Annotated in this window: 34 protein-coding genes; 22 read left to right on the top strand and 12 right to left on the bottom strand. The window is 47.0% G+C overall.

Annotation, left to right across the window (positions count from 1 at the left end; translation table 11 throughout):
* Positions 1-15: 15 nt before the first annotated feature.
* Complete coding sequence (locus tag ACY2IG_RS08965; RefSeq protein WP_308101593.1) at positions 16-711, bottom strand: ABC transporter ATP-binding protein; 696 nt, start codon at positions 709-711, stop codon at positions 16-18.
* A gap of 351 nt (positions 712-1,062) precedes the next feature.
* Between ACY2IG_RS08965 and ACY2IG_RS08960 the strand changes: the two genes are divergently transcribed.
* Positions 1,063-1,197 (top strand): hypothetical protein, encoded by a 135-nt coding sequence (locus tag ACY2IG_RS08960; protein ID WP_462617762.1) that lies wholly within the window; start codon positions 1,063-1,065, stop codon positions 1,195-1,197.
* A gap of 58 nt (positions 1,198-1,255) precedes the next feature.
* Here the strand turns inward: ACY2IG_RS08960 and ACY2IG_RS08955 are convergent, their stop codons facing one another.
* The 6 genes from ACY2IG_RS08955 to ACY2IG_RS08930 form a co-directional block, all read right to left on the bottom strand.
* On the bottom strand, positions 1,256-1,570 hold the full coding sequence (locus ACY2IG_RS08955) for a hypothetical protein (RefSeq protein ID WP_056061570.1): 315 nt from the start codon (positions 1,568-1,570) through the stop codon (positions 1,256-1,258).
* 9 nt (positions 1,571-1,579) lie between these two features.
* On the bottom strand, positions 1,580-2,410 hold the full coding sequence (locus tag ACY2IG_RS08950; protein ID WP_308101591.1) for a DUF2268 domain-containing putative Zn-dependent protease: 831 nt from the start codon (positions 2,408-2,410) through the stop codon (positions 1,580-1,582).
* Between the two features lie 199 nt (positions 2,411-2,609).
* Positions 2,610-2,978 carry a hypothetical protein gene (locus ACY2IG_RS08945; protein ID WP_462617761.1) on the bottom strand — a complete coding sequence of 123 codons (369 nt, stop codon included), beginning with the start codon at positions 2,976-2,978 and terminating at the stop codon, positions 2,610-2,612.
* A gap of 116 nt (positions 2,979-3,094) precedes the next feature.
* Positions 3,095-3,901, bottom strand: a complete 807-nt coding sequence (locus ACY2IG_RS08940) for a phosphotransferase (RefSeq protein ID WP_462617760.1) — start codon at positions 3,899-3,901, stop codon at positions 3,095-3,097.
* Positions 3,902-4,072: 171 nt separating this feature from the next.
* Positions 4,073-4,633: an ATP-binding protein gene (locus tag ACY2IG_RS08935; protein WP_462617759.1), complete on the bottom strand. Its 561-nt coding sequence runs from the start codon at positions 4,631-4,633 to the stop codon at positions 4,073-4,075.
* Positions 4,630-5,040 (bottom strand): hypothetical protein, encoded by a 411-nt coding sequence (locus tag ACY2IG_RS08930; protein WP_056061557.1) that lies wholly within the window; start codon positions 5,038-5,040, stop codon positions 4,630-4,632. The genes ACY2IG_RS08935 and ACY2IG_RS08930 overlap by 4 nt, the downstream gene beginning before the upstream one ends.
* A gap of 158 nt (positions 5,041-5,198) precedes the next feature.
* On the opposite strand from ACY2IG_RS08930, the gene ACY2IG_RS08925 reads away from it, so the two are divergent.
* The 4 genes from ACY2IG_RS08925 to ACY2IG_RS08910 are packed head-to-tail and all read left to right on the top strand — an operon-like array spanning position 5,199 to position 6,597.
* Positions 5,199-5,363 (top strand): hypothetical protein, encoded by a 165-nt coding sequence (locus ACY2IG_RS08925; RefSeq protein WP_462617758.1) that lies wholly within the window; start codon positions 5,199-5,201, stop codon positions 5,361-5,363.
* 48 nt (positions 5,364-5,411) lie between these two features.
* The gene (locus tag ACY2IG_RS08920) at positions 5,412-5,693 is read left to right on the top strand and encodes a sigma-70 family RNA polymerase sigma factor (RefSeq protein WP_462617757.1); all 282 of its coding nucleotides are present in this window, start codon (positions 5,412-5,414) and stop codon (positions 5,691-5,693) included.
* Positions 5,690-6,145: a hypothetical protein gene (locus ACY2IG_RS08915; RefSeq protein WP_462617756.1), complete on the top strand. Its 456-nt coding sequence runs from the start codon at positions 5,690-5,692 to the stop codon at positions 6,143-6,145. The genes ACY2IG_RS08920 and ACY2IG_RS08915 overlap by 4 nt, the downstream gene beginning before the upstream one ends.
* A 14-nt stretch (positions 6,146-6,159) precedes the next feature.
* Positions 6,160-6,597, top strand: a complete 438-nt coding sequence (locus tag ACY2IG_RS08910; protein WP_462617755.1) for a GNAT family N-acetyltransferase — start codon at positions 6,160-6,162, stop codon at positions 6,595-6,597.
* Here the strand turns inward: ACY2IG_RS08910 and ACY2IG_RS08905 are convergent.
* Both ACY2IG_RS08905 and ACY2IG_RS08900 read right to left on the bottom strand, forming a co-directional pair.
* Positions 6,589-6,750, bottom strand: coding sequence for a hypothetical protein (locus ACY2IG_RS08905; protein ID WP_313491489.1), 162 nt, complete (start codon positions 6,748-6,750; stop codon positions 6,589-6,591). The genes ACY2IG_RS08910 and ACY2IG_RS08905 overlap by 9 nt on opposite strands.
* Positions 6,747-7,412: an HAD family hydrolase gene (locus tag ACY2IG_RS08900; protein ID WP_462617754.1), complete on the bottom strand. Its 666-nt coding sequence runs from the start codon at positions 7,410-7,412 to the stop codon at positions 6,747-6,749. The genes ACY2IG_RS08905 and ACY2IG_RS08900 overlap by 4 nt, the downstream gene beginning before the upstream one ends.
* Before the next feature lie 39 nt (positions 7,413-7,451).
* On the opposite strand from ACY2IG_RS08900, the gene ACY2IG_RS08895 reads away from it, so the two are divergent.
* A complete protein-coding gene (locus ACY2IG_RS08895) occupies positions 7,452-8,297 on the top strand; it encodes an alpha/beta fold hydrolase (RefSeq protein ID WP_462617753.1) in 846 nt (281 codons plus the stop codon).
* Positions 8,294-8,983 carry an alpha/beta fold hydrolase gene (locus ACY2IG_RS08890; RefSeq protein WP_462617752.1) on the top strand — a complete coding sequence of 230 codons (690 nt, stop codon included), beginning with the start codon at positions 8,294-8,296 and terminating at the stop codon, positions 8,981-8,983. Before ACY2IG_RS08895 ends, ACY2IG_RS08890 begins: the two co-directional genes overlap by 4 nt.
* On the opposite strand, the gene ACY2IG_RS08885 is transcribed toward ACY2IG_RS08890, so the two are convergent.
* Entirely contained in the window at positions 8,945-9,808 is an 864-nt protein-coding gene (locus tag ACY2IG_RS08885) for a sensor domain-containing diguanylate cyclase (protein ID WP_462617751.1), read from the bottom strand. The two genes, ACY2IG_RS08890 and ACY2IG_RS08885, sit on opposite strands and share 39 nt — an antisense overlap.
* 139 nt (positions 9,809-9,947) lie before the next feature.
* Positions 9,948-10,466 carry a DUF4256 domain-containing protein gene (locus ACY2IG_RS08880; protein ID WP_462617750.1) on the bottom strand — a complete coding sequence of 173 codons (519 nt, stop codon included), beginning with the start codon at positions 10,464-10,466 and terminating at the stop codon, positions 9,948-9,950.
* Between the two features lie 195 nt (positions 10,467-10,661).
* Here ACY2IG_RS08880 and ACY2IG_RS08875 point away from each other — a divergent pair, with 195 nt between their 5' ends.
* From ACY2IG_RS08875 to ACY2IG_RS08865, 3 genes are all read left to right on the top strand, one after another.
* Complete coding sequence (locus ACY2IG_RS08875; RefSeq protein WP_290750545.1) at positions 10,662-11,054, top strand: hypothetical protein; 393 nt, start codon at positions 10,662-10,664, stop codon at positions 11,052-11,054.
* A 107-nt stretch (positions 11,055-11,161) separates the two neighbouring features.
* Complete coding sequence (locus tag ACY2IG_RS08870; RefSeq protein WP_462617749.1) at positions 11,162-11,851, top strand: ABC transporter ATP-binding protein; 690 nt, start codon at positions 11,162-11,164, stop codon at positions 11,849-11,851.
* Between the two features lie 63 nt (positions 11,852-11,914).
* Entirely contained in the window at positions 11,915-12,883 is a 969-nt protein-coding gene (locus ACY2IG_RS08865) for an LLM class flavin-dependent oxidoreductase (protein ID WP_462617748.1), read from the top strand.
* 65 nt (positions 12,884-12,948) lie between these two features.
* Here the strand turns inward: ACY2IG_RS08865 and ACY2IG_RS08860 are convergent, their stop codons facing one another.
* The gene (locus tag ACY2IG_RS08860) at positions 12,949-13,677 is read right to left on the bottom strand and encodes an SDR family oxidoreductase (RefSeq protein ID WP_035407846.1); all 729 of its coding nucleotides are present in this window, start codon (positions 13,675-13,677) and stop codon (positions 12,949-12,951) included.
* Positions 13,678-13,762: 85 nt separating this feature from the next.
* Here ACY2IG_RS08860 and ACY2IG_RS08855 point away from each other — a divergent pair, with 85 nt between their 5' ends.
* The 12 genes from ACY2IG_RS08855 (at position 13,763) to ACY2IG_RS08800 (ending at position 23,787) form a co-directional block, all read left to right on the top strand.
* Positions 13,763-14,212, top strand: a complete 450-nt coding sequence (locus ACY2IG_RS08855) for a hypothetical protein (protein ID WP_462617747.1) — start codon at positions 13,763-13,765, stop codon at positions 14,210-14,212.
* 284 nt (positions 14,213-14,496) lie between these two features.
* Positions 14,497-15,039: an alkaline shock response membrane anchor protein AmaP gene (amaP, locus tag ACY2IG_RS08850; protein ID WP_035407854.1), complete on the top strand. Its 543-nt coding sequence runs from the start codon at positions 14,497-14,499 to the stop codon at positions 15,037-15,039.
* Between the two features lie 15 nt (positions 15,040-15,054).
* Positions 15,055-15,261, top strand: coding sequence for a DUF2273 domain-containing protein (locus tag ACY2IG_RS08845; protein WP_035407857.1), 207 nt, complete (start codon positions 15,055-15,057; stop codon positions 15,259-15,261).
* 42 nt (positions 15,262-15,303) lie between these two features.
* Complete coding sequence (locus ACY2IG_RS08840) at positions 15,304-15,741, top strand: Asp23/Gls24 family envelope stress response protein (protein ID WP_035407860.1); 438 nt, start codon at positions 15,304-15,306, stop codon at positions 15,739-15,741.
* Positions 15,742-15,865: 124 nt separating this feature from the next.
* On the top strand, positions 15,866-16,624 hold the full coding sequence (locus ACY2IG_RS08835; RefSeq protein ID WP_308101574.1) for a glucose 1-dehydrogenase: 759 nt from the start codon (positions 15,866-15,868) through the stop codon (positions 16,622-16,624).
* Between the two features lie 115 nt (positions 16,625-16,739).
* Entirely contained in the window at positions 16,740-17,654 is a 915-nt protein-coding gene (locus tag ACY2IG_RS08830) for a methyl-accepting chemotaxis protein (RefSeq protein WP_462617746.1), read from the top strand.
* A gap of 163 nt (positions 17,655-17,817) precedes the next feature.
* On the top strand, positions 17,818-19,335 hold the full coding sequence (gene nikA, locus ACY2IG_RS08825) for a nickel ABC transporter substrate-binding protein (protein ID WP_462617745.1): 1,518 nt from the start codon (positions 17,818-17,820) through the stop codon (positions 19,333-19,335).
* Positions 19,335-20,270 carry an ABC transporter permease gene (locus tag ACY2IG_RS08820; RefSeq protein ID WP_462617744.1) on the top strand — a complete coding sequence of 312 codons (936 nt, stop codon included), beginning with the start codon at positions 19,335-19,337 and terminating at the stop codon, positions 20,268-20,270. Before nikA ends, ACY2IG_RS08820 begins: the two co-directional genes overlap by 1 nt.
* Before the next feature lie 173 nt (positions 20,271-20,443).
* Positions 20,444-21,094: an ABC transporter permease gene (locus ACY2IG_RS08815; RefSeq protein ID WP_462617743.1), complete on the top strand. Its 651-nt coding sequence runs from the start codon at positions 20,444-20,446 to the stop codon at positions 21,092-21,094.
* Complete coding sequence (locus ACY2IG_RS08810) at positions 21,042-21,788, top strand: ATP-binding cassette domain-containing protein (protein WP_462617742.1); 747 nt, start codon at positions 21,042-21,044, stop codon at positions 21,786-21,788. Before ACY2IG_RS08815 ends, ACY2IG_RS08810 begins: the two co-directional genes overlap by 53 nt.
* Positions 21,767-22,504, top strand: coding sequence for an ABC transporter ATP-binding protein (locus tag ACY2IG_RS08805; protein WP_462617741.1), 738 nt, complete (start codon positions 21,767-21,769; stop codon positions 22,502-22,504). Before ACY2IG_RS08810 ends, ACY2IG_RS08805 begins: the two co-directional genes overlap by 22 nt.
* Positions 22,498-23,787 (top strand): MATE family efflux transporter, encoded by a 1,290-nt coding sequence (locus ACY2IG_RS08800; protein WP_329468335.1) that lies wholly within the window; start codon positions 22,498-22,500, stop codon positions 23,785-23,787. Before ACY2IG_RS08805 ends, ACY2IG_RS08800 begins: the two co-directional genes overlap by 7 nt.
* Positions 23,788-23,805: the final 18 nt, after the last annotated feature.

Raw genomic sequence — 23,805 nt, 5'->3', positions numbered from 1 at the left:
CCTCATAAACAGTACTTAGACACTTTGCACCGTGCGTTTTCGGCGGTCTTCGACGATCCGACCATCCTGCATGAAGAGAATTCGGTCAGCGCGTTCGGCGAGTTCTAAGTCGTGTGTGACAAATAAAACGCCACATTTGGCTTCACGATGCAGTTCTAGCAACAGTTCAAAAATCGCGTCACCGGTCATGGAATCAAGATTACCAGTCGGCTCATCTGCAAGAATCCATTGCGGATGATGCAACAAGGCGCGGGCGATTGCCACCCTTTGTTGTTGCCCGCCGGATAGTTGAGCAGGTAAAGCATTTCGTTTGTCGTCGAGTCCGACCCGATCGAGCAGCTCGAGGATTCGCTCATCTTGATTAAACGACGTCTTTTGTTTTAACAAGGCGACCTTTAGGTTTTCAGACACCGTCAGTGACGGTAGGAGATGAAACTGCTGGAAGATGAAGCCGATCTCTTGCGAGCGGAATTGTGATAACCGTTTGTTTTTCCAAGACGTAATGTCCTGTCTGTCATAGAGAATCTGACCGGACGACGGACGATCGAGCGAACCAAGGAGACTAAGGAACGTCGATTTTCCGGACCCGGACGGACCGACGAGTGCCGTTACTTCCGATTGCAAAAATTGTCCGTTTAGTTGATGCAAGACATCGGTCCGGACACCGCTTCGCTCGAACGAGTGCGAAACATCTTGAAAGGTAATATTCATGTGACCACTCCTTTTACATAATTTGGTTAAATATAGTGTATTATTTTTAGAAAATTTTGTCTATTGTGTTTTTATTTTCGAAATCCTTACTCATTTATGTTTTTCTTATAACTTCTCTCTAAGATTGGATTAACCCCAATCTAGGGAGATATTTAAAATGAAACGAAGACGTAAGAAATGGCTATGCATTAGTAGAAGAATCATGCTGAAGCTCCTGTGAATTGATACCACCATCTTTTTAGGACGATGAGAGGCGTAAGGAACGAAAAGAGTAGTGGAGTCGAAGACATTAAAAATATTCTTCTACTTCTCAGGAACGACAGTGGACGAAGAAATTACTTCGACTTGTCCTTGATTTACTTGGCGTGTCCGTCGATCTTCAAACGAATTATCGCTTCACCTGAAGATGAGGTAACGATTGAAAATCATCCGGATCAAGGAACTAGCATGACAATTATGTTGATGATGCACGAGCTTCAAGCATGATGACATAAAAAAGAAGCACGAACTCACACGAGTCATCGTGAAAAGCAGCGCTCCTTTTTTATGTTTCTAGTCTGATATGAATTGCTCGTAATTGTTTTTTCAAAGCCGTTCTCGCTAAAGGTTCACCCTTTCCTGTACCAGGCTCAAAGGCATAAGGGCTAAAGACTTTAGCACCTTCTTTGAGCCAGTTTGAGCGATACAAGTCATGTGTCTCACTTCTCGATAAAAAGATACCGTCCTCGATTTCGACATTATCGTCTACTCCGAACTGAAAGCCGCAGCAAGAACAAATTTCAAACGAAGCGTCACCATTTTCGTCATAAGCAACGTCGTCCATTTGCGCATATCCGCAGACGGGACATATGTATTTCATGAAAGCACCTCATTGTTCAAGAATCTTTTGATACGTGTACCCTTTTAAGATATCTGCTTGATTCGTATAGGTCCAGTCAGCAATGGACTGATCTGGATGCGACTCAAAATAGTGATTGAGGATATCACGTCCCAAAATGTAGTTACTCCAGCGAGGAATCTCTTTTTGTTTGTTACCTACGACGAAGTCGAGTTGTGATACTTCATAGCTGTTGACCAGATGTACGACATGTTTCTTCGTTGCTTCATCCATTTCGACATTCCATGGAGGCGAGACGCCTTTGACGATTCGGTCGGCAAAGGCATCTGCCTTTCCTTCGACGATGACGGAATTAAGAGTCGTACTTAAACTAAAATCAGGTGTATCCTTGAGGACTAAGTGATGATATTCGTGTGCCGTCGAATATGCCAGGATGTCTTTATCGTAGTTTGTATCCAGATAGAGAATGAATGCATCTTTATAGGCTGCTCCTGTAACACCTTTCATTGACTGAAGATCGAAAGAGGATTCAGGATTAACCGGAGCGACGATGATGGTACTTTTCTTTTTGGGAAGGATCTTATGAGAAGCGATGTAATTTTTTTTAATGATTTTTGTAATGTCATCTTGTTGTTTCATCAAGTTCTCGATTTTGTCGAGTAGCTCTTGTTCGTACACGGTTGATTGCAACATTGGGAAACCTTTCAAGTCGGCTGTCGCAAACTGCTCCTTTTCCCCGATTTTGTCGATATAGCTTAAGACATATTTCGCATAATTCTTTTTATCTTCTTCAGGATCATTGTTTTTTAAGGACGATTGTAGATATTGTTTGTATGGTTCATAAAGAAAAACAATGTTCAATTTACTTTCGGCATCGATTTTTACAGATTCGGATTTTACTTTTGTACTCTTTGATAACAGTTCAGTAGTGGGTTGTGTTGTCTTTTGCTCCTCTGTACAAGCAGATAAAAGCAGAAGGGGAGCAGTTAAAAGTAATATCAGTGATTTATTCAATATACGTTCATCCTCCTTTTTTATGATGTAACAACTGCTTTCTATATCAATACTCTTTCGTCATATGATCAACGACGATCGGATCGCTGTAGGACAAAATGTAAAAATCCTGTTCATGCGTCCTGACAGCAAATAAGTGCAAGTCTCCCCGTTCAGTATAGACTTCATCCGTTTTCATAAACTTCGCAGCAAAATCACCGAACATCGATTCTTTTGACTTCACGACTGGATACGGGTTCCGAAGTTTCTCGTCGATGATGCCATGCTCTTGTAACGTTCCTAGGAAGACGGCGTACTTTTCAAAACGCATCAAAAAGTAATCACGCGAAGGATCGTTGATTATAAGCTTGAACGCTTCGTCAGCCCCATAAAAATAGAAATCAATCGCATAATGATCATTTGCCTTTAGCGACATCTTATCCAGTTCAAGTTCGTATTCTTCAGTCGTCAGTAAAAAATCAAGATCGATCGTTTTCAGGGGAGATCACTCCTCTATGAAAATCACGGACATTTGAAGTAAAGGATAAACTGTTATTTTTCTGATGAATCGTTATCGATGAACCATTTCGTACCATGCTTGGCAATGAAACGATGTTCCGCGCGATAATTTGTATCGTGCCCCTCTTCTTTCATCTTCATGAAGGCAACATCGCCGTCGACAGCTCGTTGATCAATCAACAGATATAGCGCTTCGACGCGCAACAATAACATCGGTAGCAATTCGGAACGCGGACCTTCATAACCATAAGCATCAAGGAATCGACTCACTCGTTCGGCGAAGCGTGCATCATCTTGCTCCGATGAATAGGCAAGAATGGATCCGTCAGGTGATTGCCGTCTACTGCTGAGCGGGACGAACGTATAGAGCGCGTAGACGATATCCCATGCACGTGGTCCGGGTGCTGCAAAATCAAAGTCGATCACGCCACTTAGACGTTGATTCTGAAAAATCGTATTATAGACAGCAAAATCATTGTGACAGATGACTTCGTATGGAATAGGGGTGTTGATCAATGGCTCCCAGTCACTGGTTTCGAAGTCGACTGTAGCGTCATGATACTTGCACATCAGATGTGCGACATCGTCCAACACATCGTCTTGCCACATGTACGCTTTTAGCGGATAGTCAGCCGTCTCACCGGGGAGGAAGGTCAGAATCTCTCGATTTTGTTCGTCGATGCCGACGAAACGCGGAACACCGGATAGATGTTTCGCTTCTAAATGGCGTAATAGACGGTGAACATTTGGACTGTTCTCATTTTGTGTACGATAGACATAGTTGCCTTTTTGATAGACAGCGGAGACATTTCCGCCAGTCAATCGTTGTTCTTCAGACATAATCGTTCCTACTTTCTTTGTTTCATTTGTAATCGGTTACATATCGACTGGTCATTATGAATCCGCTTAAGAGAAACGAATTGTCTTTACCACGAGCCTGGAATCGACGGTCAAAGAGTCGAAAGAAGGTCGAATCTCATGTTCATGCTTTACTTGCGATTGTAATGTTATTCAATCAGTCGACACTTCATCGAAAAGAAAGTCATGCGACGAATCCGTGACATGATCGAGGAATGCTTCAACGTCTTCCGGCGAACGAAGACGAACGATTTTGTCCGCTTCACCTGTAACTGGCGGCTCGATTCGTTGTTGCTGATAGATGTCGTAGTACGACGATTCGCCACGAATTTCTCGTCCATCGCGTTTGGAGTGAGTCAGTCGGTTTGAAAGGATGGCTTCGGGTAAATCGAACCAGACGAGGATCGAGCGGAACGACGAAAGGGGAAATTGATTTAACAGCTGTTTCCGACCGGTCCTTGTAGTGTTGGCATTACATAAAATGATTGTCTCAAAGGAGGAAGTAATCGCCTTTTCGATCAACCATCCCGTCAAGTCATGTTTGATCTGATTCGGTCCTTCTGTTGGAACGAGGTCTGGATAATGTTCGAGCAAAAAACGTGCTTGAAGATCTTGATCGATGACAAGGCTTGCTGGTAGACGTTGAGCAAGCTGTCGTGCGAACGTCGTTTTCCCGGCATGGGTCGGTCCAATCGTCAACAGGACGGTCCTCATGACGTCAGTTGTTCTTCCGGTAAGCGATCGGCGAGAATCTGCGCGAGCCAGTCTTCTTTCGTTCCGAAGCAAGGAGTCGTCCGTCCGATATGATAAAACGTACTGGCCAATGGTCCGGTGAAGTAGGTCGCATTCGGCATACATAAGTAAATCGGGCGATTCGTTGCGAGCGCAATCCCGAGTTCGACGTGACTACTTTTTCCTGCTGGTAACACGAGGACGAAGGCGTCCGCTTGCTTGACAGCTTCGAATTCCGCAAGACCAATTTTTCTTAATGCTTCAGAATCTTCTGCCCGGTCGTTCTTCGTCCAGTCGTATGTTAAATCGTGACCACGCAAGCGGAGTTCATCCCGGAGCCAGCGGACGGTCAAAATGTGGTCAAAGCGAGAAGCGATATAGAGTTTCATTCGTCGTACATCCTCCTTTTTTATCTTTCTGTGTCCCATCCTATCGAATTCATTCACTCAAGAAAAGGGAATTATAAGAAAAATTTGAAAAAAATGAAACTTTTTAAATGTGTTGCGTATCTAATAAGGGAGTGATTGCAAAAAAGGAGGATGCCGATGTGTTTCGAAAGTCAGGTGCAGCATTATCCGATGCTGCTTTTGAAGCAGCTTTATTCGCAGAAGAAGACTATGTGTACCGTATTTCCTTAATTTATCTGAAAGAGGAGACGGCAGCGCTTGAGAACGTCCAAGAGGTCGCGTACCGGGCATGGCGTGGGCGATAGAGTTTACGGGATGCTTCGTATTTTAAGACATGGTTGACGCGCATCACGATGAATTGCGCTTTCCAGCAACATCGAGCGTCGTTTCAGCCGCTCGCGATCGAACCGAGTCAAACGACGTCGTTTGAAGAGCGTCTCGTCGATCGCTTGTACTTGGACGATTTACTGGATGTCCTTGAGCCGACCGAGCGCTCGATCGTCTACTTCCGGTATGAAGAAGATTTGCCATTGCAAGAGATTGCGCAAACCTTCAATGTGCCACTGAGTACGATCAAAAGTACGTTGTACCGCGCACTCGAGAAAGTACGACGACAGAAGGGGATGAGTCTATGAATCACGAGCCAAAATTCTTGATCGACGTACCGTCATCCGTCAGGCAACGAACAATTCAGGGTATCCGCAAAGCGAAACGGCGCCGGCGCTCGGTACAAGCTGTTTGCCTCGCAGCAGGTCTGACGATCATCGGCTTTAGTTCCTTGCATGAGACCGTTCCCGAGCAATCGTCGCAATCGATGGTGGTCGGCATGTATTATGATGAACAGTTATACACGGTAGCCAAAAAAATTACGGATACAGACTGGCAACAGCTGAAAGGGAAGCGACTCGGCGTCACGGATGATGTCTTGACCGATACGCAACTGGAACAGGACACATCTGATTTTGCGTCGAACCTTGATGCGTTTACCGTCTATCAAATCAAAGACGATCCGGTATCTGAGCACGTACTGGTCGTCGGTGAGGTAGAGGGTCGAGAACGGGTGATGATTCTGTCGCCCACACGATAAGGGGGGAGAGAAATATGACCATCCGGTCTTGGAAAGAAGACGATCTACCGCAATTGGTCGGATTGATGACGCACCTTGGTTATCCGGCAAGCGAGGACGTTTTACGCGAACGATTTTCGCGGATCACTCGTCATCCGGATTATGAATTGCTTGTGCTAGAAGACGACGATATGCTTCTCGGCTGCGTCGGTCTATTTCAGGCGCAAGCGTTCGAGCATGATACGACCTATGTCCGAATCGTCGCGTTCGTCGTCAGTGCGAAACATCGTCGGCGGGGAATCGGTCGCCGCTTGATCCAAGCAGCGGAAGACTGGGCACACGAAAGAGGAGCGACTGCTGTCTTGCTGAACAGTGGCAATCGACCGGAACGCGAAGCAGCCCATCACTTTTATCAAGCAATGGGCTACAGCGTAACGAGCACGAGTTATTCGAAATCACTCGCTTCATCGTGATTTACGGAAACCATGGAAAGCACGAAATCCTTGTTGTTCATAAAAGGAAGCAGATTGACGGGTTGCCAGGAGATCCTGCCACCCTTCTAATGCGTTCAATCGATGAATCTGCTCAAAATCGTCAGGTTGGAAACGGCGAATCTGTTCCGTCATGGCTGGTTCTCCTTTCGTATCAGATCTTGGAGTGGAGCAGGTAACTGGCGCCAGTCCGAAAATTGCGTGTCGGTCAACGGAACATCGCCTGTGCGCTTCCAAATCGCCTGCATGCCGAGGGCGCGCGCCGGTAAGATGTCGTGGTCGTAATGGTCGCCGACATAAAGGACTTCGTCCGGGCGAACACCTAAACGGTCCGTTAAGCGCAAGAAAAATGCCGGATCCGGTTTACGGACGCCTTCTTGTTCCGAGATCCCGATCTGCGTAAAGGAGGGAGACAGTCCGATTGCGTCACAGACGACACGTTGGAACGTCGTCCGACCGTTCGACAGTAAGCCTATGGGTAGCTCAGGCGGTAATTGCGCAAAAAAGGTGTCGACTCCCGGAAAGCTCCGTGCGAAGATCGGATAACGCGTCACGTAGTCGTGTAGCAGTACTTCAACAGAAAGCGACAATTCGAAGCGACGAATCATTTCCGTATAGACGACGTCCTTCCAGACGCGTCCTTCTTGATCAAGCAATAAGAACGTCGTGATGTAGTCGTCGATCGGAACATGCGCAACTTCACGAAAACGTTGATGCTGATCCCGAAGGAAATAGGGAAGAGAACCGGACCGGTCATGTAACGTCTCGTCTAAATCAAACAATAAAGCACGAATCAAGGTAAACACCATCTTTCAAAGTATAAAGGAGTGATTATAATGGAACGAATTATGCAACATCAGGGAAAACAAGTGACGTACTACGATGACGGTTCGACAGGTCGACCGTTGTTAGTATTACCATCACTCGGTGGAACGTATCAGGACTGGGCGGACATTCTGACGAAACTAACACCGGAATATCGCGTCGTCAGCTTTCATCCGCACGAATGGTCAGACGATTATATGGACGGAACGACCGGCATCTTACGCCAAATCGACCAGTTTCTCAGCGCAACGAATATCACGATCCCGGTCACACTCGTCGGACATTCCTACGGTGGTCTCGTCGCACAAGCTTTCGCTTTACATTATCCGGAACGTGTCGCCGGTCTCGTCCTCGTCGAGGCGACATCCGTTGACTTAGAAGAACTTGATCAGCTCGATACACCGACGCTCGATAAGGAAGGGGACGACGCCGTCTGGATCGAACGATTCGCGGAATTAGCGACAGCAACTGATTTACGTGACCGTTTCCCGGATGGTGACGACCGTACGGATTGGAACCCAGCGTACTATCAGGCGATGCATGCCATCATTTCAAAGTGGAAGAGTGATGCGAAGGCGCTTCAGCCACTCATGCGCGATCTTGGGTTCCCGATGACCGTTCTCGGTCGGGATAAAACGAACTCAATCCAGACGATGATAGCAGCCGGTTTTCCGGAAGATGAACTCGAACGAATGGAAAATAAATGGCAGGAATTAATACGGCGACAGGCGAATCTATCCTATCAGGCGAACGTGACGTTCGTTCCGGGTACATCACACCTGATGCATCGCGATCGTCCGGACGTCGTCGCAAGCGCGATTTTGACACTACATCAACCGAAGGAGTTTACCGTATGACACGCATGTACGTACTGCATGGGTTAATGGGAACGGCAGCGACACACTTTGCGCCACAACTATCCGCTCTAGCGGATGATTTTACATTCATTCCGATCGATCTACCTGGTCACGGAATGACGACGGAACCGGCAACGGAGGATTACTTACAACAAGCAACACGTGCCATCCTCGAACGGATGGCACAGGAAGGTCCAGGATGGATTCTCGGGTTGTCGCTCGGCGCGACGCTTGCGATGCAACTGGCACTCGACCCACCGGACGAACTCAAAGGGGTATGTATCACGGGTTTTTCACCATTCATTCCTAAAGCGATGGAACCGCTGATGCGCGAACAACGAGAGTTTTTCCTTAACATCGATCAGCAAGCACCGGAAATTGCCGACCAATTTGAACAGTTGCATGGTCCTGCCTGGAAAACGACAGCACGGGCAGTCCTCGATTTGATGACGTTCCGTTTCCCGGCACTGACGGAAACGATGTTGCAGTCGATCACCTTGCCGGTCGTCATCCTAAACGGAACGAATGAAACGTACGAAGTCGACGCAACCGCGTTCGTTGCGGAACACGTGCCGAACGTCATCGTCTTACCGGTCGAGGAAGCAGGGCATACGGCAAATCTCGATCAACCAGAACGCTTCAACGCCTTACTGCTTCAAGCGCATCAATCCATGCTGACGACTTAAGCGTTTTTTCATCTTCTCTTGATACATCCGTGCATCTGCCTCATGCAGGACGTCGTCGATCCGGCGTCCTGTTGTCGAATGAACGGCACCGATCGCGAGTCCAATCTCGTGCGTCGCGAACGTCGAGCGGACGTGTTCGACGAATGCCTCAAACGTGTCAATCGACGGACTATCGTCGATCAAGACGAATTCATCACCACCGATCCGGTAACCATGATCTGTTAAGCGGCGGATGCAAAGTCCTGTTTGTTCAAGCAAGGCGTCACCGACCGCGTGACCGAACCGGTCGTTAAGCTCCTTTAGTTCATTCAAGTCAAGCAGAATCAATCCATACGTCGCCTTCTCTTGATCGAGATCGCGGACAGCCTCGTTAAAGGCATGGCGATTCCCAAGCCGTGTCAAGGCATCGATACGGTATTGATCGAGCAATGCCTGTTGTGATTTCAACTGCTCGTCAATGTTACGGATCACCCCTTGGATGGCAACAATCTGTCCATTTTCGCGAATCGGTGTCGCATATTCTTCGAACCAGACGTACGTCCCGTCATTTGTCCGCCAGCGTTGCCGGAACGGTTGATCGTAGTCACAGTCGCCCGAAATCTTCGACATCAAGACTTCGATGTCTTCCGGATGAATCCTTGCAAAACACTGATCCGGATCCATATAGCTGGCTGCTGCCACTCCCTTGCCGATATGGTCATCGAGGGACGGACTAATATATCGGAATCGATATTCCGGATGGACTTCAAACACATAGAAGATATCTTTACATAACGCAATTGTATCCGGTTGTTGCTGGTGGAATAACCGGAAACTGAGCAACATTAAAAGACTACCTATAATCAATCCCAATACAAATATGACGTCCACCTCCTGTAATCAACGTCCATCATATCACGATTAGGTATTATTCCCTATTATTGTAAAAAACCGCTTCGTTTAGACTACGAAGCGGTTTTTTGGTTTATTCCAATTCAAGTAAAACACGGAATCCGCGGCTCGCATAATAGGAATCCACTCCGTTGTGATAGATGAATGTCGTCTCATAACGACGATCTCCAAACAAAGCGCCACCTTTTTGACGAATCACGTCTGGTGTTGCGAGCCAACTGGAGGTCTTTTCGTCAAGCGAAAACTGTGTCTGAAGTTTTTGATATTGTTCTGGTGTCAACAGGTCGAGATCGAGTGCTTCAATCATTGACTCGACGCTAGCTTCGGGCGCATTTTTCTTTCGACCGAGTCGAGCGACTTCGTCAAAACAAACGCTTCGTCGACCAGCTGGACTCTCTTTGACCGTATCGATGATGACGAATCGTCCATCAAGGTTTACGACATTCGGTTCTCCTCCTGTTTGTTCCATCCAAGCGAGTGCTGCTCGTTTTGAAGGTGTCAGACGTGACTCGACCTCAATAAACGAAAGACCATCGTGGTAATCAGGTGTAGCTTCAAAGCGATCACGAAACACCGTTAATTGTTCATCCATCGATAAAACCTCACTTTCTTATTCTCTTTTTTCATTATTCTATGAATTCGCTCTCATTACAATCGTACATAGACTGAATAAGTCAATCTGAAGATAATTGACAAATGAAATCGAACTACCTACACTAATTGTACATATTAGGTTTCTGTCACGATCGCGTGTACAGGAATAACATTCAGGAGAGGAGCCAACCGTATGCGCTGGATCAGTTATGCGGCTGTTGTGACGATTCTTTCGTTCTTAGCGTTCACGGCGTATTCGTTCCTGACAACGATTGACTTTGAGATCGTCTATCAGTTCGGGACGTTTGCGATGACGTTATCCTATTTTATCTTTGGATTACCGATGTTATGGATTGTCCGACATTATCCATTGACCCTTCGGTTGCTTATCTACGTGACGACGAGTAGCGTCGTTCTGTTTTTGTTCATTGGTCTATATGAAGTGTGGCACGAAGCATCGCTGTCTCCACTACCACCAATCGGTAGCATGATTCAGTTCACGACTCTTGCATGTATATTGTTCGTCTTACCGTATGAGATCGTCTATCGTAAAAATTTCGTTTCTATTCAACCAAGAGTTTCCTGACAGTATTCTTGTTCCATAAGAGTACTGTTTTTTATTTCCTTTCATTTAGAAGGAATTACCAATCTATTCTTGAATAGTACGTTATCAAGAATAATGGAGGGGTACATATGGAAGGAACATTTCAATGCAAACAGATGGGAAAATCATTTTCAGGAGACGGTGTCGAGACACATGCGTTACAAGACATCGACGTGACACTTAAGGCGGGCGACTTCATTTCGATCATCGGACCTTCGGGATCTGGAAAATCAACGTTACTCAGTCTAATCGGCACGCTCGATCGACCGACGAGCGGGGAGTTGCATTATGACGGGAAACCAATCAACAAATTGAACAGTAAAGAATTATCCGACTTTCGCTTCGAAAACATCGGCTTCATCTTCCAGCAGTTTCACTTGATTCCGACGTTGACGGCGCTTGAAAATGTCATGGCGCCACTGTTCGGTCGGAAAGTACCGTATGATAAAAAAGAACGCGCCGAGCAGTTACTCGCGCAAGTCGGTCTCGCCGATAAAGCAGGCAGTTTGCCGTCGCAACTTTCCGGTGGACAACAACAACGGGTCGCCGTTGCCCGAGCACTCGTTCATGAACCGAAATGGTTGCTTGCCGATGAGCCAACAGGGAACCTCGATACAGATACGGGAGAAATCATCTTCAATCTTTTACGGTCATTAAACGAAGAGAAAGGGTGTGGCGTCTTGTTTGTCACCCACGACCCGGCACTTGCGGAACGGGCGAATCGAACGATCGAGATGCGAGACGGCGTTATTATCGAAGATCGTCTCGTCCGTGTCTGAGCCTCGTTTTTGAACTCCGTTCCTCCACCCTTTACACTTAAGAGGGTAGAGGAGGAATGCGTGATGCGACTAGGAATACTGGATCAAGTACCATTGCATGAGGGCGATACGGTCGAAGCGACGATGGAAGCGACGGAACGACTCATCTTAGAAGCCGAGCGACTCGGTTACGAACGGTACTGGTTCGCAGAACACCATAATACGAACGGTTTGCTCAGTGCATCACCGGAGTTGTTCATTGCCCGAATGGGTGCGCAGACTTCAAAAATCAAACTTGGTTCAGGTGGAGTGTTGTTACCGCAATATCATCCGCTAAAAGTGGCCGAGAGTTTTGCAACACTCGACGCCTTTTATCCGGGACGGATCGAACTTGGGATCGGCAATTCTCCAGGTGGAAGTGAGCGGACACGACTTGCTTTGACAGATGGTGAAAAAAATCGGGCAGCTGAGTTTAATCGACTCGTTCAGGAAACGGCTGGCTTCTTGACAGATAGTCTATCGAATCGACACCCATACCGGATCGTCAAGACGACACCGCGTGATCGACAAGCGTCTCCGATCTCAATCCTTGGTCTGTCGCCACGTAGTGCGCAAATTGCTGCAGAACAAGACCGTGGTCTCGTTTTTGGTCACTTCATCAATCCGGATCGTTGGGAAGAGACACTTTCCACTTATCGTGAGGCAGGAGGAACAGACGTCATCGTCTGCGTTTTCGTCATCTGTGCCCCGACGCAAGAAGAAGCAGAACGTCTCGCTCGAACTCAAGATGCCTGGATTCAAGGCGTTCGACTCGGGAATTCTATCGTTCCGTCGTTTGCCTCGACTGAAGCAAAAATCTGGAATGACATTCAAGCGGAACGGATCTGTAAAGATCGACGGCGAGCGATTGTCGGTACACCGGACGTTGTTGCACAGGAGCTTGAGGCATTAGCAACGCGTTATCAAACAGATCAGTTTTTACTGATCAACAATGCCTTTGATCAAGAAAAGCGATTGCAGTCGTACCAGCTCATCGCGGAGCGACTTCTCTGAACATAACAGGACCCCTCAATAGCTGTTTTGCTAATGAGGGGTCCTGTTTACACATCTACATTCAATTAACGTTGCGCTGTCGGACGAATTAAGATCTCGTTGACCGCGACATCTTCTGGTTCGTTGACAGCATATGCGATGGCACGCGCAATTGCGCTCGCATCAATGGCTTTCAAGTCACCAATTCCTTGTTTGATCTCTTCATCCGAGATATGGTCCTTCAATTCCGTATCGACCGCTCCCGGTGAGATGATTGTTGCACGGATGTGATTGTCGACCGATTCTTCCTTACGAAGACCTTCCGTGATGGCGCGCACCGCGAATTTCGTACCGCTGTAGACGGCGCTCGACGGCATGACTTCATGACCGGCGACAGAAGAGATGTTGATGACATGTCCGCTTTTTTGTTCGCGCATATACGGCAGGACTGCTCCGATTCCATGGAGTACGCCTTTAATGTTGACGTCGACCATCGTGTTCCATTCGTCCTGCTGATTCTTATGGAGGTGCGATAGTGGCATTAATCCAGCGTTGTTGACGATGACATCAACAGAACCAAACTTGTCTTTCGCAAGTTTTGCGAGTGCATCAACTTGCTCACGATCGGTAACATCCGTCACTTGATAAACGGCTTGACCACCTTCAGCTTCAACCGCTTTGACAAGCTCTTGCAAACGATCTTCCCGACGTGCAGCAAGAACGAGTTTTGCTCCTTGTTTCGCAAGCTCTTTCGCGGTTGCTTCCCCGATACCGCTTGATGCCCCTGTAATGATGACGACTTTATCTTGAATCATCTGAACTCCTCCTTCTGAATAACGTACTCCTTGAGAGATATTGCCGCTTTTGTTGATTTAAAAACATCAAGTAGGAGGTTTGTCTATGAAACGTTTTCTATTTATTGGATTGATTGTGATTGCGATTGCAGTCGGATGGTTTTTTTCACGTGATCCATTTCGACATCACCCACCAGAACCTACCGTGACAATCGAAAACCGTGAAGTAAAGGTATATAGAGGTACCTATAGTTGGTCAGGCATGTTTCGCGGAGAAACAGCTGATGCAAAGGCCGAAGCCGTCGATTTAGTAAAAGGTGATTCGAGTACGCGAGCAAATCCTGAAGATCGATTGACGATTCGTTTTGAAGACGGACCAGCTCCGAAGTCCGTCGCGATTGTCTTATGGTCGGTCAAAGATCATAAAAAGATGAAAACATATAAGAAGATTGAGCGGATTACCGTTCCTTCGACTCCCGGAAAGTATGTCTATCAGATTAAAGCCGATTGGAAAGAAGGTAATGGCGATTTTGCCTTTCCAATTGATGTGAAGTGAATAACGGGACAAAAACATATTGACAGGATATATTTTTAATGGTAAATGATTCGAATGCTGACCTCTTTTTAAGTGGAAAGAGGTCTTTTGCGTGAAATATAGTAAATAAGGCACTAGTTTTGATTAATTTAGTCTGAATAATCAGAATATATGAACATTTGAACGAAAGTGTATTTGAATGTTTCGGGTTCTAATGAACGGGAATAAACACACCATACACATAATATTTCATGTGTTGAATCACCTAGGTGAAAGAAGTCAATAATCGTAAAGGAGAGGTGCAGATGAATGGGTTCAATCGATTCTTACTCGTCATCATAGGCATACTCGGACTAATCAGTGTCGGGCTGCTTGTGCTCGGTGTGTATGATGTTCCACGGCTTAGTTCGTTAATCGAGCAGTGGCAGGATCAGCAATGGTATAGCTATACCGTTCTATCCATTGGAGGATTTTTAGCATTCGTATTCGTTATTCTATTATTCACAGGATTATTTAGCCGCTCGAAAGGTCAACGACTGTTGATTCAAACGGGTGACGGAACGATTACGATTTCGAAGGAGACGATCGAACGGACGGCTTTAGAGTCGATTCGTGGGATCGGTGGTGTACGGACACCGCGTGTCCATGCCGATATCCATTCGAAAAAAGAAACGGTCGCTTTAAAAGTCGACTGCTCGGTCTTTGGACAAGATGGGTTACCGACGATTGCGAAGGAAATTCAAGAACGAGCTAAACAAGCTGTCGAATCCTTACTTGAGTTGCCAGTAACGAGTACGAAAGTCACGATCAGTGACACGAAAACGAAAACATCGGAACGTGTCGTCTAAAGGAGGAGAGGGAACATGAAGACAAGAGAAGCACTCTATCCGTATCGGTTCCGACTGATCGGGGGACTTGCCGGTCTAATCCTCGCCATCTTATTCCTGACGATTGGCTTTGGTCCGACAATCCTTATCGTTGCCTTCGCAGCAATTGGATTTTTAATTGGAAAATGGCGCGATGGTGCACTCGACATTGAAGGGTGGATTCAGTTCTTTCAACGGGACTGATTCATATATAACTTACTAAACATTTAAAAGGAGAGATTTCAAATGGCAAACGAAGTAAACCCAACAACTGAAAACGAAGTGGTACGCGAGAATAAATTGACATTCGAAGATCAAGTCATCAAAAAAATTGCTGGGATCGCGTCGAACGAAGTGACAGGCATTTTGTCAATGAGTGGTGGATTCATGAGTGGACTGACGGATCGTCTCCGGAGCACGGAAGACATCACAAAAGGAATTGGTGCCGAAGTGGGAGAACGTCAAGTTGCACTCGATTTGAAAGTCATTGTCGAATACGGCAAAAATATTCCGTCAATTTTCCAAGAGACAGTCGCTAAAATCAAAAAATCAATCAGTGACATGACTGGCCTTGAAGTCGTTGAAGTCAATATGCATGTCGAGGATGTCATGACACGTGCCGAGTTCGAAGCTAAAAATAAATCGAACAACGAACAAGAAGAAAAAAGCCGCGAACTGCAATAAGCAAGTCGAAAGACCCGACAAACTCGCCGGGTCTTTTTTTCATGGAATCGACATGACGTTTGATACATTTGATGATGAGAACGGGAATAGATTAGTATCACGATAGATGAAAGGATGATTCACGATGCGACTAACAGGAAAAACGATCATCGTCACCGGAGCCGGCTCAGGAATGGGTGAAGCCATGGCAAAATTGTTTGCACAAGAAGGCGCACGAATCGTCGCAGCGGACATTCGGTTGGAAACCGTTGAACGGGTCGTCTCTGACATCAAGGAAGCGGGCGGAGAAGCGATGGCTGTTGCGAGTGATATCGCACAACAAAAGGCAGCAGGACAACTCATCAAACAAGCAATCGACGCTTTCGGTAAACTGGACGTTCTCGTCAATAATGCCGGGATCATGGACGGGATGGAGGGCGTGGCAGACATCTCAGATGAACGTTGGGATCATGTCCTTACAGTCAATACGACAGGAACGATGCGTCTGATGCGCGAAGCGGTCAAACATTTCAAGGAAGTAAAAGGTGGTGTCATTCTGAATAACATCTCGATTGGCGGTCTAAACGGTGCCCGAGCAGGAGCAGCCTATACGGCTTCCAAACATGCCGTCATCGGTCTGACGAAGAATACCGCCTTCTTTTATGCCGGAGATGGTATTCGCTGTAACGGAATCGCACCTGGAGCTGTCGAGACGAACATCGGACAATCGATGTCGAATCTGAATGAATTCGGGATGGGGCGCGCGATGCTTGGCATGGGTCTCAATCCACGAGCCGGTCAGCCGAATGAAATCGCAAATTTGGCATTGTTTCTCGTGTCCGACGAGGCGAGTTTCATCAACGGGGCAATCGTCGTCGCAGATGGGGGATGGAGTGCGTATTAAAATGAATACTTTATTTACTAGATTTTAATTTAAAATAGCAGGAACTTGTCGATATAAGGGATAATATGACAATAGGTAAATCATGACCTCAGTTTGAATCCAGGGAGGAATCGGCATGTCGATACATGAGCAAGTAACACAGGTCACCGACACACAAGTCATCCGGGCAATCGAACAAAATCTAGCCATCATTCGTTTTGATGATCGACGCAAAGTCGCATACGTAAATGAGTTGTTTGCCCGGACGATGGGGTACGAAGTGGAAGAGTTAATCGGTAAATACCATCGTGATCTCTGTTTTCCGGCTTTCGTTAATAGTCCAGATTACGAGCTGTTTTGGCGAAAATTGATGCAAGGCATCACGTATCAGGATAAGATTGAACGCCGGGCTGCTGACGGACAACAGAAGTGGCTCGAAGCGACATATATGCCGATTTACTCGGATGACGGACGCCGGGTCGTCGGGGTCTCGAAAATTGCATCGGACATCACGATTCGCCAGCAGGACGTTTTACGAATGGCGGCCGAACTCAACGAGACATCAGCCTTCTTGACGGTCAAATCGGAAAGTGGTCGACAAGACGGTTTGAACGTTCTTGCGACTGTCCAACAAATCGAGTCGGAATCCGTCGAGAACTTATCGAGTCTTGTCGCCTTGCGTAAAGATGCAAACTCGATCACTGACATCGTCAAGACGATCCGTGAAATTGCGGCGCAGACGAATCTACTCGCCTTGAATGCGGCAATTGAGGCAGCACGTGCTGGAGAACATGGACGCGGATTCGATGTCGTCGCGACCGAAGTTCGAAACCTGTCGAATAAAGTCTCGCATTCGATCGGAGAAATCAAGGAGAATATCGAAGGGATCGTTGAGCGGATCAAGGAGGTCTCGCACAGTATCGAACGGATTTCAAGCAAGGTAAAGGACAGTACCGATCAGCTTGAACATACGGTGAGTGAGTTCGATCAGTTGGCTGATTCTGCTAAACAACTGGAGCACCAGGCAAAACAATTCGTCGACGTTTTATAAATGAATCCATTATACCGGAACGTTCAAGCAAACGACTTGTACATTCCGGTATATTTTTTTATGTTGTTTAAACAATATAGAGAAATAAAAAAGATGCTTGTTAAATCGGAATCATTACGATATGATTTAAAACGTAATTATTCCGATTTAAAGGTGGAGAGCAATGTCTACATATAAAACAACATGCCTCATCGGGAGTGTCTTACTGAGTTTGACACTTGCCGGTTGTGTTTCTTCTGAAAAAAAGTCAGATCAAGCGCATTTGACGTTCGTTTATAACTTCGCGACACAATCACTCGATCCACATCGGGACAGTAGTTATGTTCCGCTCCGCGCGGGAGTAACGGAGACGCTCGTTCGTCTGGATGACGAACGATTGACGGTCGAGCCGTGGCTCGCGAAGAAATGGTCCTACGAAGGAAAACGAACATGGCGGATCGTCTTACAAGACGACGTGACATTCCATAATGGAAAACAACTTGATGCCGCTGGGGTCAAATCGTCACTTGAGCGCTCGATTCAGGAAAATCCGGGTGTCAAAAATGCCTTGAACATCAAGACCATCAAAACAGACGGACCGGATTTGCTCATTCAAACGAAGACGACCTATCCGGAGTTCATCTCGGAACTCGTTAATCCGAACACGGCAATCATCGATACGGATGCAGACGGTGTGACACAACAACCGATCGGTACAGGACCGTTTCAAGTCGAGCGATTCGCTCCCGGAACAAAAGTCGAATTAAAGCGCTTTTCGTCGTACTGGCAAGAACAAGCGAAACTCGCTTCGATTGATTTCGTCTTCAACGAAGACGCCGGAGCACGGACGAATGCTTTACGTGCCGGGCAAGCGGATATTGTCTATCGTCCAGAGATCGAGAGTGTCAAACAACTGAAAGCGGAGGGGTTGACGGTTCAAGCGACAGATACGTTTCGTGTCCATCAGTTGACGATGAATGTCGCGAATGGACCGATGCAATCGCTTGAAGTCCGACGAGCAATGGACGCTTTGATTAATCGACAACAGCTCGTCGACCATGTTCTGCAAGGGTATGCTGTTAAAGCACGCGGTCCGTTCCTATCATCATTCCCGTTCGCTCCAGAGTATCCGAAGCAAGAGCAGAAGACACCTGAAGAATGGCTAAAGCAAGCAGGCTACATAAAACGAGATGGATTGATGCAAAAAGATGGTCGTCCCTTAACGTTAATGTTATTGACGTATGCCGCTAGACCTGACTTACCAATGATTGCCCAAGTCATCCAGGACGACGCGAAAAAGATCGGTGTGACGATTAAGATCAAGCAAATTGATGTCCCGGAAGAATATATGGCGAGTAACCGGGACTGGGACATGGCGACATACAGCAATCTGACAGCTCCTCGCGGTGATGCCGGGTATTACTTGAATGCGACCTATCATCCAAACGGAGGATTGAACTTCAGTCGTGTTACAGATCCAGTCTTGACGAAACAAGTCGAGACGTTGAATCGAACGCTTGAGGTCGATGAGCGTTCACGTCTTGCTGAGCAGATTGCACGATATGTCGATCAAAAGCGTTACAACAGCTTCTTGCTCCATCCTTCGACGCTTGTCGCCTATGACAGCAAACGTGTCAAAGGGTGGAAGACAGAAAAAAGTGAGTACTATATGATCACGAGTACGCTTCGGGTGAACGAGTAATGCATCCGATTGTCAAGCGATTGCTATCGCTGAGTCTTTTTACGCTCATTATGACGTTCAGTTGTTTTAGTTTATTGCGTTTATTACCGGGAGATCCGGTTTTGACGTTATTAAATATCGATGAATTATCAGCGACACCCGAACAAATCGAGGTCGCACGCCGTGAATTAGGGTACGACCAGCCACTACTCATGCAATACGTTCATTGGTTGCAAGACATCCTCACCTTACAGCTTGGAGATTCATTGCAAACCGGACGACCGGTCATCGAGATGCTGCGCGAGAGTTATCTCGTGACGGCAGAACTGGCGTTAGGAGGAATTGCGATTGCGTTACTGATTGCGTTACCACTTGGAATCGGGAGTGCAATGACAACGCGTCACTACGTCATTCGACTTGCAAACGCCGTTAGTATCGCGGGTGCAGCGATACCTGGTTTTTGGATTGGTCTGTTACTCGTTGACCTGTTTGCCGTCCGCCTCGGCTGGCTTCCCGTGATGGGACGAGAGGGAATGACGTCGCTCGTTCTCCCAGCACTCTCACTTGGTTTTCCGCTTGCGAGCGTCTATATCCCGTTGATTCGACTGAATTTACGGCGTGAACTGGACCAACCGTATATTGAATTGGCACGGATTCGCGGTGTAGCGGAGCGGACGATTCTTTGGCGTTATGCGTTACGTGGAAGTCTGCCACCGGTTCTGTCCGTATTCGGTCTGACGCTTGGTAGTCTTGCCGGAGGCGTCGTCGTCCTTGAAGTGCTGTTCACGTATCCGGGTGTCGGGAAGTTGATGGTCGATGCGATCTTACAACGTGATTATCCGCTAATCCAAGGATACATCTTTCTGACGACAGGCGTCATTCTCGTATTGCATCAAGGAATCCGATCGCTGAACCGGGTATTACGACCAGATTGGAAAAGGGGCACAGATCGATGAAAAAAAGAATGATGTTTTTTGGGGGATGTCTACTACTTTTTATTTCATATACCTTATTTAATAATCCTTTTACAGTTAAAGTAACGAAGAGACTTGAACCCTCTTCTATTGAACATTGGCTTGGAACAGACGGTTTAGGACGAGATTTCGCAGCTCGTCTTTTTTTAGCTGGTTTGATATCCTTAGGTTTCAGCCTACTTACTGTTTTACTCACTGCAATCATCGGTACTTTCCTTGGTTGTATTGCTGGATTTTATGGTGGACGTCTCAATCGTTTGATACACCGATTAGCAGATGGTCTCGTCATTTTTCCGGATACCGTTCTAGCACTCGTCATCGCTGGATTATTCGGTGCAAGTCCACAAGGCTTAATCTTTGCGATTTTACTCATCAAATGGATCTCTTATGCGCGATTAAGTGAGACGCTCGTGACCGAGACGATTCAAAAACCATATATCAGCATGGCACGAATCAATGGTCTAACTGACGAGATGATTTTACGAAGCCACATCCTTCCACCGATCATCCGTCAAGTCGTCGTTTTGATGAGTTTGGATGTCGGGAAAGTCATCTTGTTCTTGTCAGCGTTCTCTTATATCGGTCTTGGTGTCCAGGCACCATTTCCAGAATGGGGAGCAATGTTAAACGAAGGGCGTCCTTATTTCAGTTCGGCTCCTCGACTCATGCTTTTACCAGGTGCGTGTATCGTCCTCATCGTCGTTGCGACGATGGGGTGGACCCGGCGGATGAAGAAGAAAGGAGGACAATCAGATGATTCAGATTCGGCGCTTACACGTTCGGGCGAAACACGTCCTTCTGCATGATATAAACCTATCGCTGCCGGCTCATCAATTCATTTGTCTCGTAGGAGCGAGCGGAAGTGGAAAAACACTCCTGCTTAAACGACTACTAGATCGATTGCCGGACGGGATGTCCTCTAGAGGTGAGGTCCTTTCAGATGAACCACTTCGACGAGGACTTGATATCGGTTACATACCACAACAATACACAGATGCGTTTCTTCCGTTTTTAACAATGCGTCAGATGTTACGGGATACGTATCGTGCGCATAAACGAAAGATCGATCAACCTCACATCGATCATGTTTTGCAAACGCTCGAGTTGGACCCTGCTTGGTTGGACCGGTTTCCATCCGAGTTAAGTGGTGGGCAATTGCAACGATTCGCAATCCTATTTGCCGTCGCCTTAAAACCGCGGTTGATCTTGGCGGATGAGTTAACAACAGCACTTGATCCCGTCTTGACACGTCGTTTACTCGACTGGTTGACCGAATACCAACACCAGTACGGTGCAACGATCTTGTTCGTCACCCATGAATTAGGACCTGCTTTACATTATGGCGACCAGCTCGTCTTGATGCAGGAAGGGCAAATCGTCGAGACGGGAACTCCGCAGATGATGAAACGAAGTCGTCACCCGTTCACGCTTGCCTTGATGCAAGCGCATCGTATATCAATGGAAGAAAGGAAGAAATCATGCCATCTGTCTTATCCGTAACAAGCCTTACTTATCAAATGAAGGAGCAACCCATCCTCTCGAATATCTCGTTTCAAGTGATGGCAAAGTCGTCATTTGGCATCATTGGTGAAAGTGGGAGTGGGAAGACGACACTCGGACGATTGATCCTTGGTCTACTCGAGCCCTCTCATGGTTCGATTTTCTTACATGGAAAGATATTTCCGAGTGGGCAACAAAACGAACGACGAGCTATTCAGGCTGTCTTTCAACATCCGCTCGCTTCTTTTAATCCAGAATGGACGGTTCGCGAATCAATTCTTGAACCGTTTCGTTGTCATCGCCCAATCTTAAGGTATTTTCCAGCGACGTCAGAAGAGGATCTCATTGAAGCATTAGCTCTTGCTGTCGGGGTAGAGTCACGGCTATTCGCTCGACTTCCTCATCAATTAAGTGGGGGGCAAATTCAACGTGCCGCGCTTGCCCGCGCGATCTCGATTGAACCCGACGTCATTGTCATGGATGAACCGACGACAGGTCTTGATGTCGTTTCTCGGGCGTGTATCATCGAACTATTGGAACGCTTGCAACAAACACTCGGTGTCAGTTTTGTATTAATTTCGCACGATATCGACTTTATCCGTCGTCTGTGTTCAGAAATACTCGTCTTACGCGACGGTCATGCTGTTGATTTGATTGACCGACTAGAATCTGGTGGTTCCTATACGCAACGATTCGTGGAGGCGGGCACATGGTGAGTACTCAACCGAACCATAAAACGTTTTGGTTACTTGCCTATCCGCTCATTCTCTCAAGTATTGCGACACCGTTGCTTGGTGTGACCGATACCGTCGTCATCGGTCAATCGGGTGATCCGCGCGCGATCGGTGGGATTGCTGTTGGTGCCGTCTTCTTCAATACAATCTACTGGTTGTTCGGCTTTTTAAAAGTCAGTACGACAGGATTCAGTGCTCAGGCAAGCGGCGCGAATGACGCCCATGCCTTACGGATTTCGCTCTACCGACCGCTGTTCCTAGCAGCCTGTATCGGTTTGCTCATTTTGTTATTCCGCCAGCCGCTTGAACAGATTGGACTCTATTTACTTGCGCCACCCGCTGACTTGCTGGATGCAGTCAAGACATACATCTCGTACCGGATGATTGGCGCACCGTTCGTCTTGATGGGTTATGCGTTACTTGGCTGGTTAATCGGAACGGGACAAGTCAAACATGCTTTATTCGTCCAATTATTCAGTATCGGGGTCAACGTCGTACTCGATATTGGATTCGTCTACGGATTGAACACCGGTGTTGCTGGAATTGCGCTTGCGACCGTCATCGCGGAAATCAGCATTGTCGCCTGCAGTCTCTATCTGATTCGGAGTCATTTGTCGATGACGCGCGACGAACTGCGTGCCTTGACGGATTGGCACGCCTACCGTCAATTCTTTCGTGTCAATCGAGATTTATTCATTCGAACGATTTTCCTGTTACTCGTTACCGGCTGGTTTACACGAGCGGGAGGACAATTCGGACCAGATATCCTTGCAGCCAATGCGATCCTACTGCAGATTCAGTATCTGATCTCCTATTGGTTTGGTGGACTCGGTCATGCGTCAACCGTTCTTGTCGGTCGGGCGAGAGGGCATCAAGATCAGGAAGCATACCGGACGAGTGTCCGTTTGGCACGGACGTTCGGATTCTACTCAGTCGTGTTCTGGTCACTTGTGCTCCTATTCCTTGAAACACCGCTGCTTCAGTTGTTCACTTCAGAAGAAGCGATCCTAGACGCGGCGCGCGACTATTATCTCTGGATCATCATCCTACCGCTGATTGCCGGGTGGGCGATGATTTACGAAGGAATTTTTGCTGGTCGTGTCGAGGCAACTCCAGTCCGGAACTCGATGATTCAAGCAGGGATCGGTTTTGCGATTGTGCTGCTGTCGACATCAAGTTTTGACAATCAGGGAGTCTGGGCAGCATTTCTGACGTTCTTTTTAATCCGCTCCTTATCGTTGATCCTCGTAGAAGCGAAACAATGAATAACCCGAAATTCCCTC

It is taken from the genome of Exiguobacterium sp. EF_C8 (assembly GCF_054956715.1).
This window is presented reverse-complemented; position numbering and strand designations above follow the sequence as displayed.

Excerpts from the sequence above, each read along its gene's own strand:
- ACY2IG_RS08965 (WP_308101593.1), bottom strand. The coding sequence starts at position 711 with ATGAATATTACCTTTCAAGATGTTTCGCACTCGTTCGAGCGAAGCGGT.
- ACY2IG_RS08955 (WP_056061570.1), bottom strand. The coding sequence starts at position 1,570 with ATGAAATACATATGTCCCGTCTGCGGATATGCGCAAATGGACGACGTT.
- ACY2IG_RS08945 (WP_462617761.1), bottom strand. The coding sequence starts at position 2,978 with ATGTCGCTAAAGGCAAATGATCATTATGCGATTGATTTCTATTTTTAT.
- ACY2IG_RS08940 (WP_462617760.1), bottom strand. The coding sequence starts at position 3,901 with ATGTCTGAAGAACAACGATTGACTGGCGGAAATGTCTCCGCTGTCTAT.
- ACY2IG_RS08935 (WP_462617759.1), bottom strand. The coding sequence starts at position 4,633 with ATGAGGACCGTCCTGTTGACGATTGGACCGACCCATGCCGGGAAAACG.
- ACY2IG_RS08930 (WP_056061557.1), bottom strand. The coding sequence starts at position 5,040 with ATGAAACTCTATATCGCTTCTCGCTTTGACCACATTTTGACCGTCCGC.
- ACY2IG_RS08920 (WP_462617757.1), top strand. The coding sequence starts at position 5,412 with ATGAATTGCGCTTTCCAGCAACATCGAGCGTCGTTTCAGCCGCTCGCG.
- ACY2IG_RS08915 (WP_462617756.1), top strand. The coding sequence starts at position 5,690 with ATGAATCACGAGCCAAAATTCTTGATCGACGTACCGTCATCCGTCAGG.
- ACY2IG_RS08910 (WP_462617755.1), top strand. The coding sequence starts at position 6,160 with ATGACCATCCGGTCTTGGAAAGAAGACGATCTACCGCAATTGGTCGGA.
- ACY2IG_RS08905 (WP_313491489.1), bottom strand. The coding sequence starts at position 6,750 with ATGACGGAACAGATTCGCCGTTTCCAACCTGACGATTTTGAGCAGATT.
- ACY2IG_RS08895 (WP_462617753.1), top strand. The coding sequence starts at position 7,452 with ATGGAACGAATTATGCAACATCAGGGAAAACAAGTGACGTACTACGAT.
- ACY2IG_RS08890 (WP_462617752.1), top strand. The coding sequence starts at position 8,294 with ATGACACGCATGTACGTACTGCATGGGTTAATGGGAACGGCAGCGACA.
- ACY2IG_RS08885 (WP_462617751.1), bottom strand. The coding sequence starts at position 9,808 with ATGTTGCTCAGTTTCCGGTTATTCCACCAGCAACAACCGGATACAATT.
- ACY2IG_RS08880 (WP_462617750.1), bottom strand. The coding sequence starts at position 10,466 with ATGGATGAACAATTAACGGTGTTTCGTGATCGCTTTGAAGCTACACCT.
- ACY2IG_RS08875 (WP_290750545.1), top strand. The coding sequence starts at position 10,662 with ATGCGCTGGATCAGTTATGCGGCTGTTGTGACGATTCTTTCGTTCTTA.
- ACY2IG_RS08870 (WP_462617749.1), top strand. The coding sequence starts at position 11,162 with ATGGAAGGAACATTTCAATGCAAACAGATGGGAAAATCATTTTCAGGA.
- ACY2IG_RS08865 (WP_462617748.1), top strand. The coding sequence starts at position 11,915 with ATGCGACTAGGAATACTGGATCAAGTACCATTGCATGAGGGCGATACG.
- ACY2IG_RS08860 (WP_035407846.1), bottom strand. The coding sequence starts at position 13,677 with ATGATTCAAGATAAAGTCGTCATCATTACAGGGGCATCAAGCGGTATC.
- ACY2IG_RS08855 (WP_462617747.1), top strand. The coding sequence starts at position 13,763 with ATGAAACGTTTTCTATTTATTGGATTGATTGTGATTGCGATTGCAGTC.
- amaP (WP_035407854.1), top strand. The coding sequence starts at position 14,497 with ATGAATGGGTTCAATCGATTCTTACTCGTCATCATAGGCATACTCGGA.
- ACY2IG_RS08845 (WP_035407857.1), top strand. The coding sequence starts at position 15,055 with ATGAAGACAAGAGAAGCACTCTATCCGTATCGGTTCCGACTGATCGGG.
- ACY2IG_RS08840 (WP_035407860.1), top strand. The coding sequence starts at position 15,304 with ATGGCAAACGAAGTAAACCCAACAACTGAAAACGAAGTGGTACGCGAG.
- ACY2IG_RS08835 (WP_308101574.1), top strand. The coding sequence starts at position 15,866 with ATGCGACTAACAGGAAAAACGATCATCGTCACCGGAGCCGGCTCAGGA.
- ACY2IG_RS08830 (WP_462617746.1), top strand. The coding sequence starts at position 16,740 with ATGTCGATACATGAGCAAGTAACACAGGTCACCGACACACAAGTCATC.
- nikA (WP_462617745.1), top strand. The coding sequence starts at position 17,818 with ATGTCTACATATAAAACAACATGCCTCATCGGGAGTGTCTTACTGAGT.
- ACY2IG_RS08820 (WP_462617744.1), top strand. The coding sequence starts at position 19,335 with ATGCATCCGATTGTCAAGCGATTGCTATCGCTGAGTCTTTTTACGCTC.
- ACY2IG_RS08810 (WP_462617742.1), top strand. The coding sequence starts at position 21,042 with ATGATTCAGATTCGGCGCTTACACGTTCGGGCGAAACACGTCCTTCTG.
- ACY2IG_RS08805 (WP_462617741.1), top strand. The coding sequence starts at position 21,767 with ATGCCATCTGTCTTATCCGTAACAAGCCTTACTTATCAAATGAAGGAG.
- ACY2IG_RS08800 (WP_329468335.1), top strand. The coding sequence starts at position 22,498 with ATGGTGAGTACTCAACCGAACCATAAAACGTTTTGGTTACTTGCCTAT.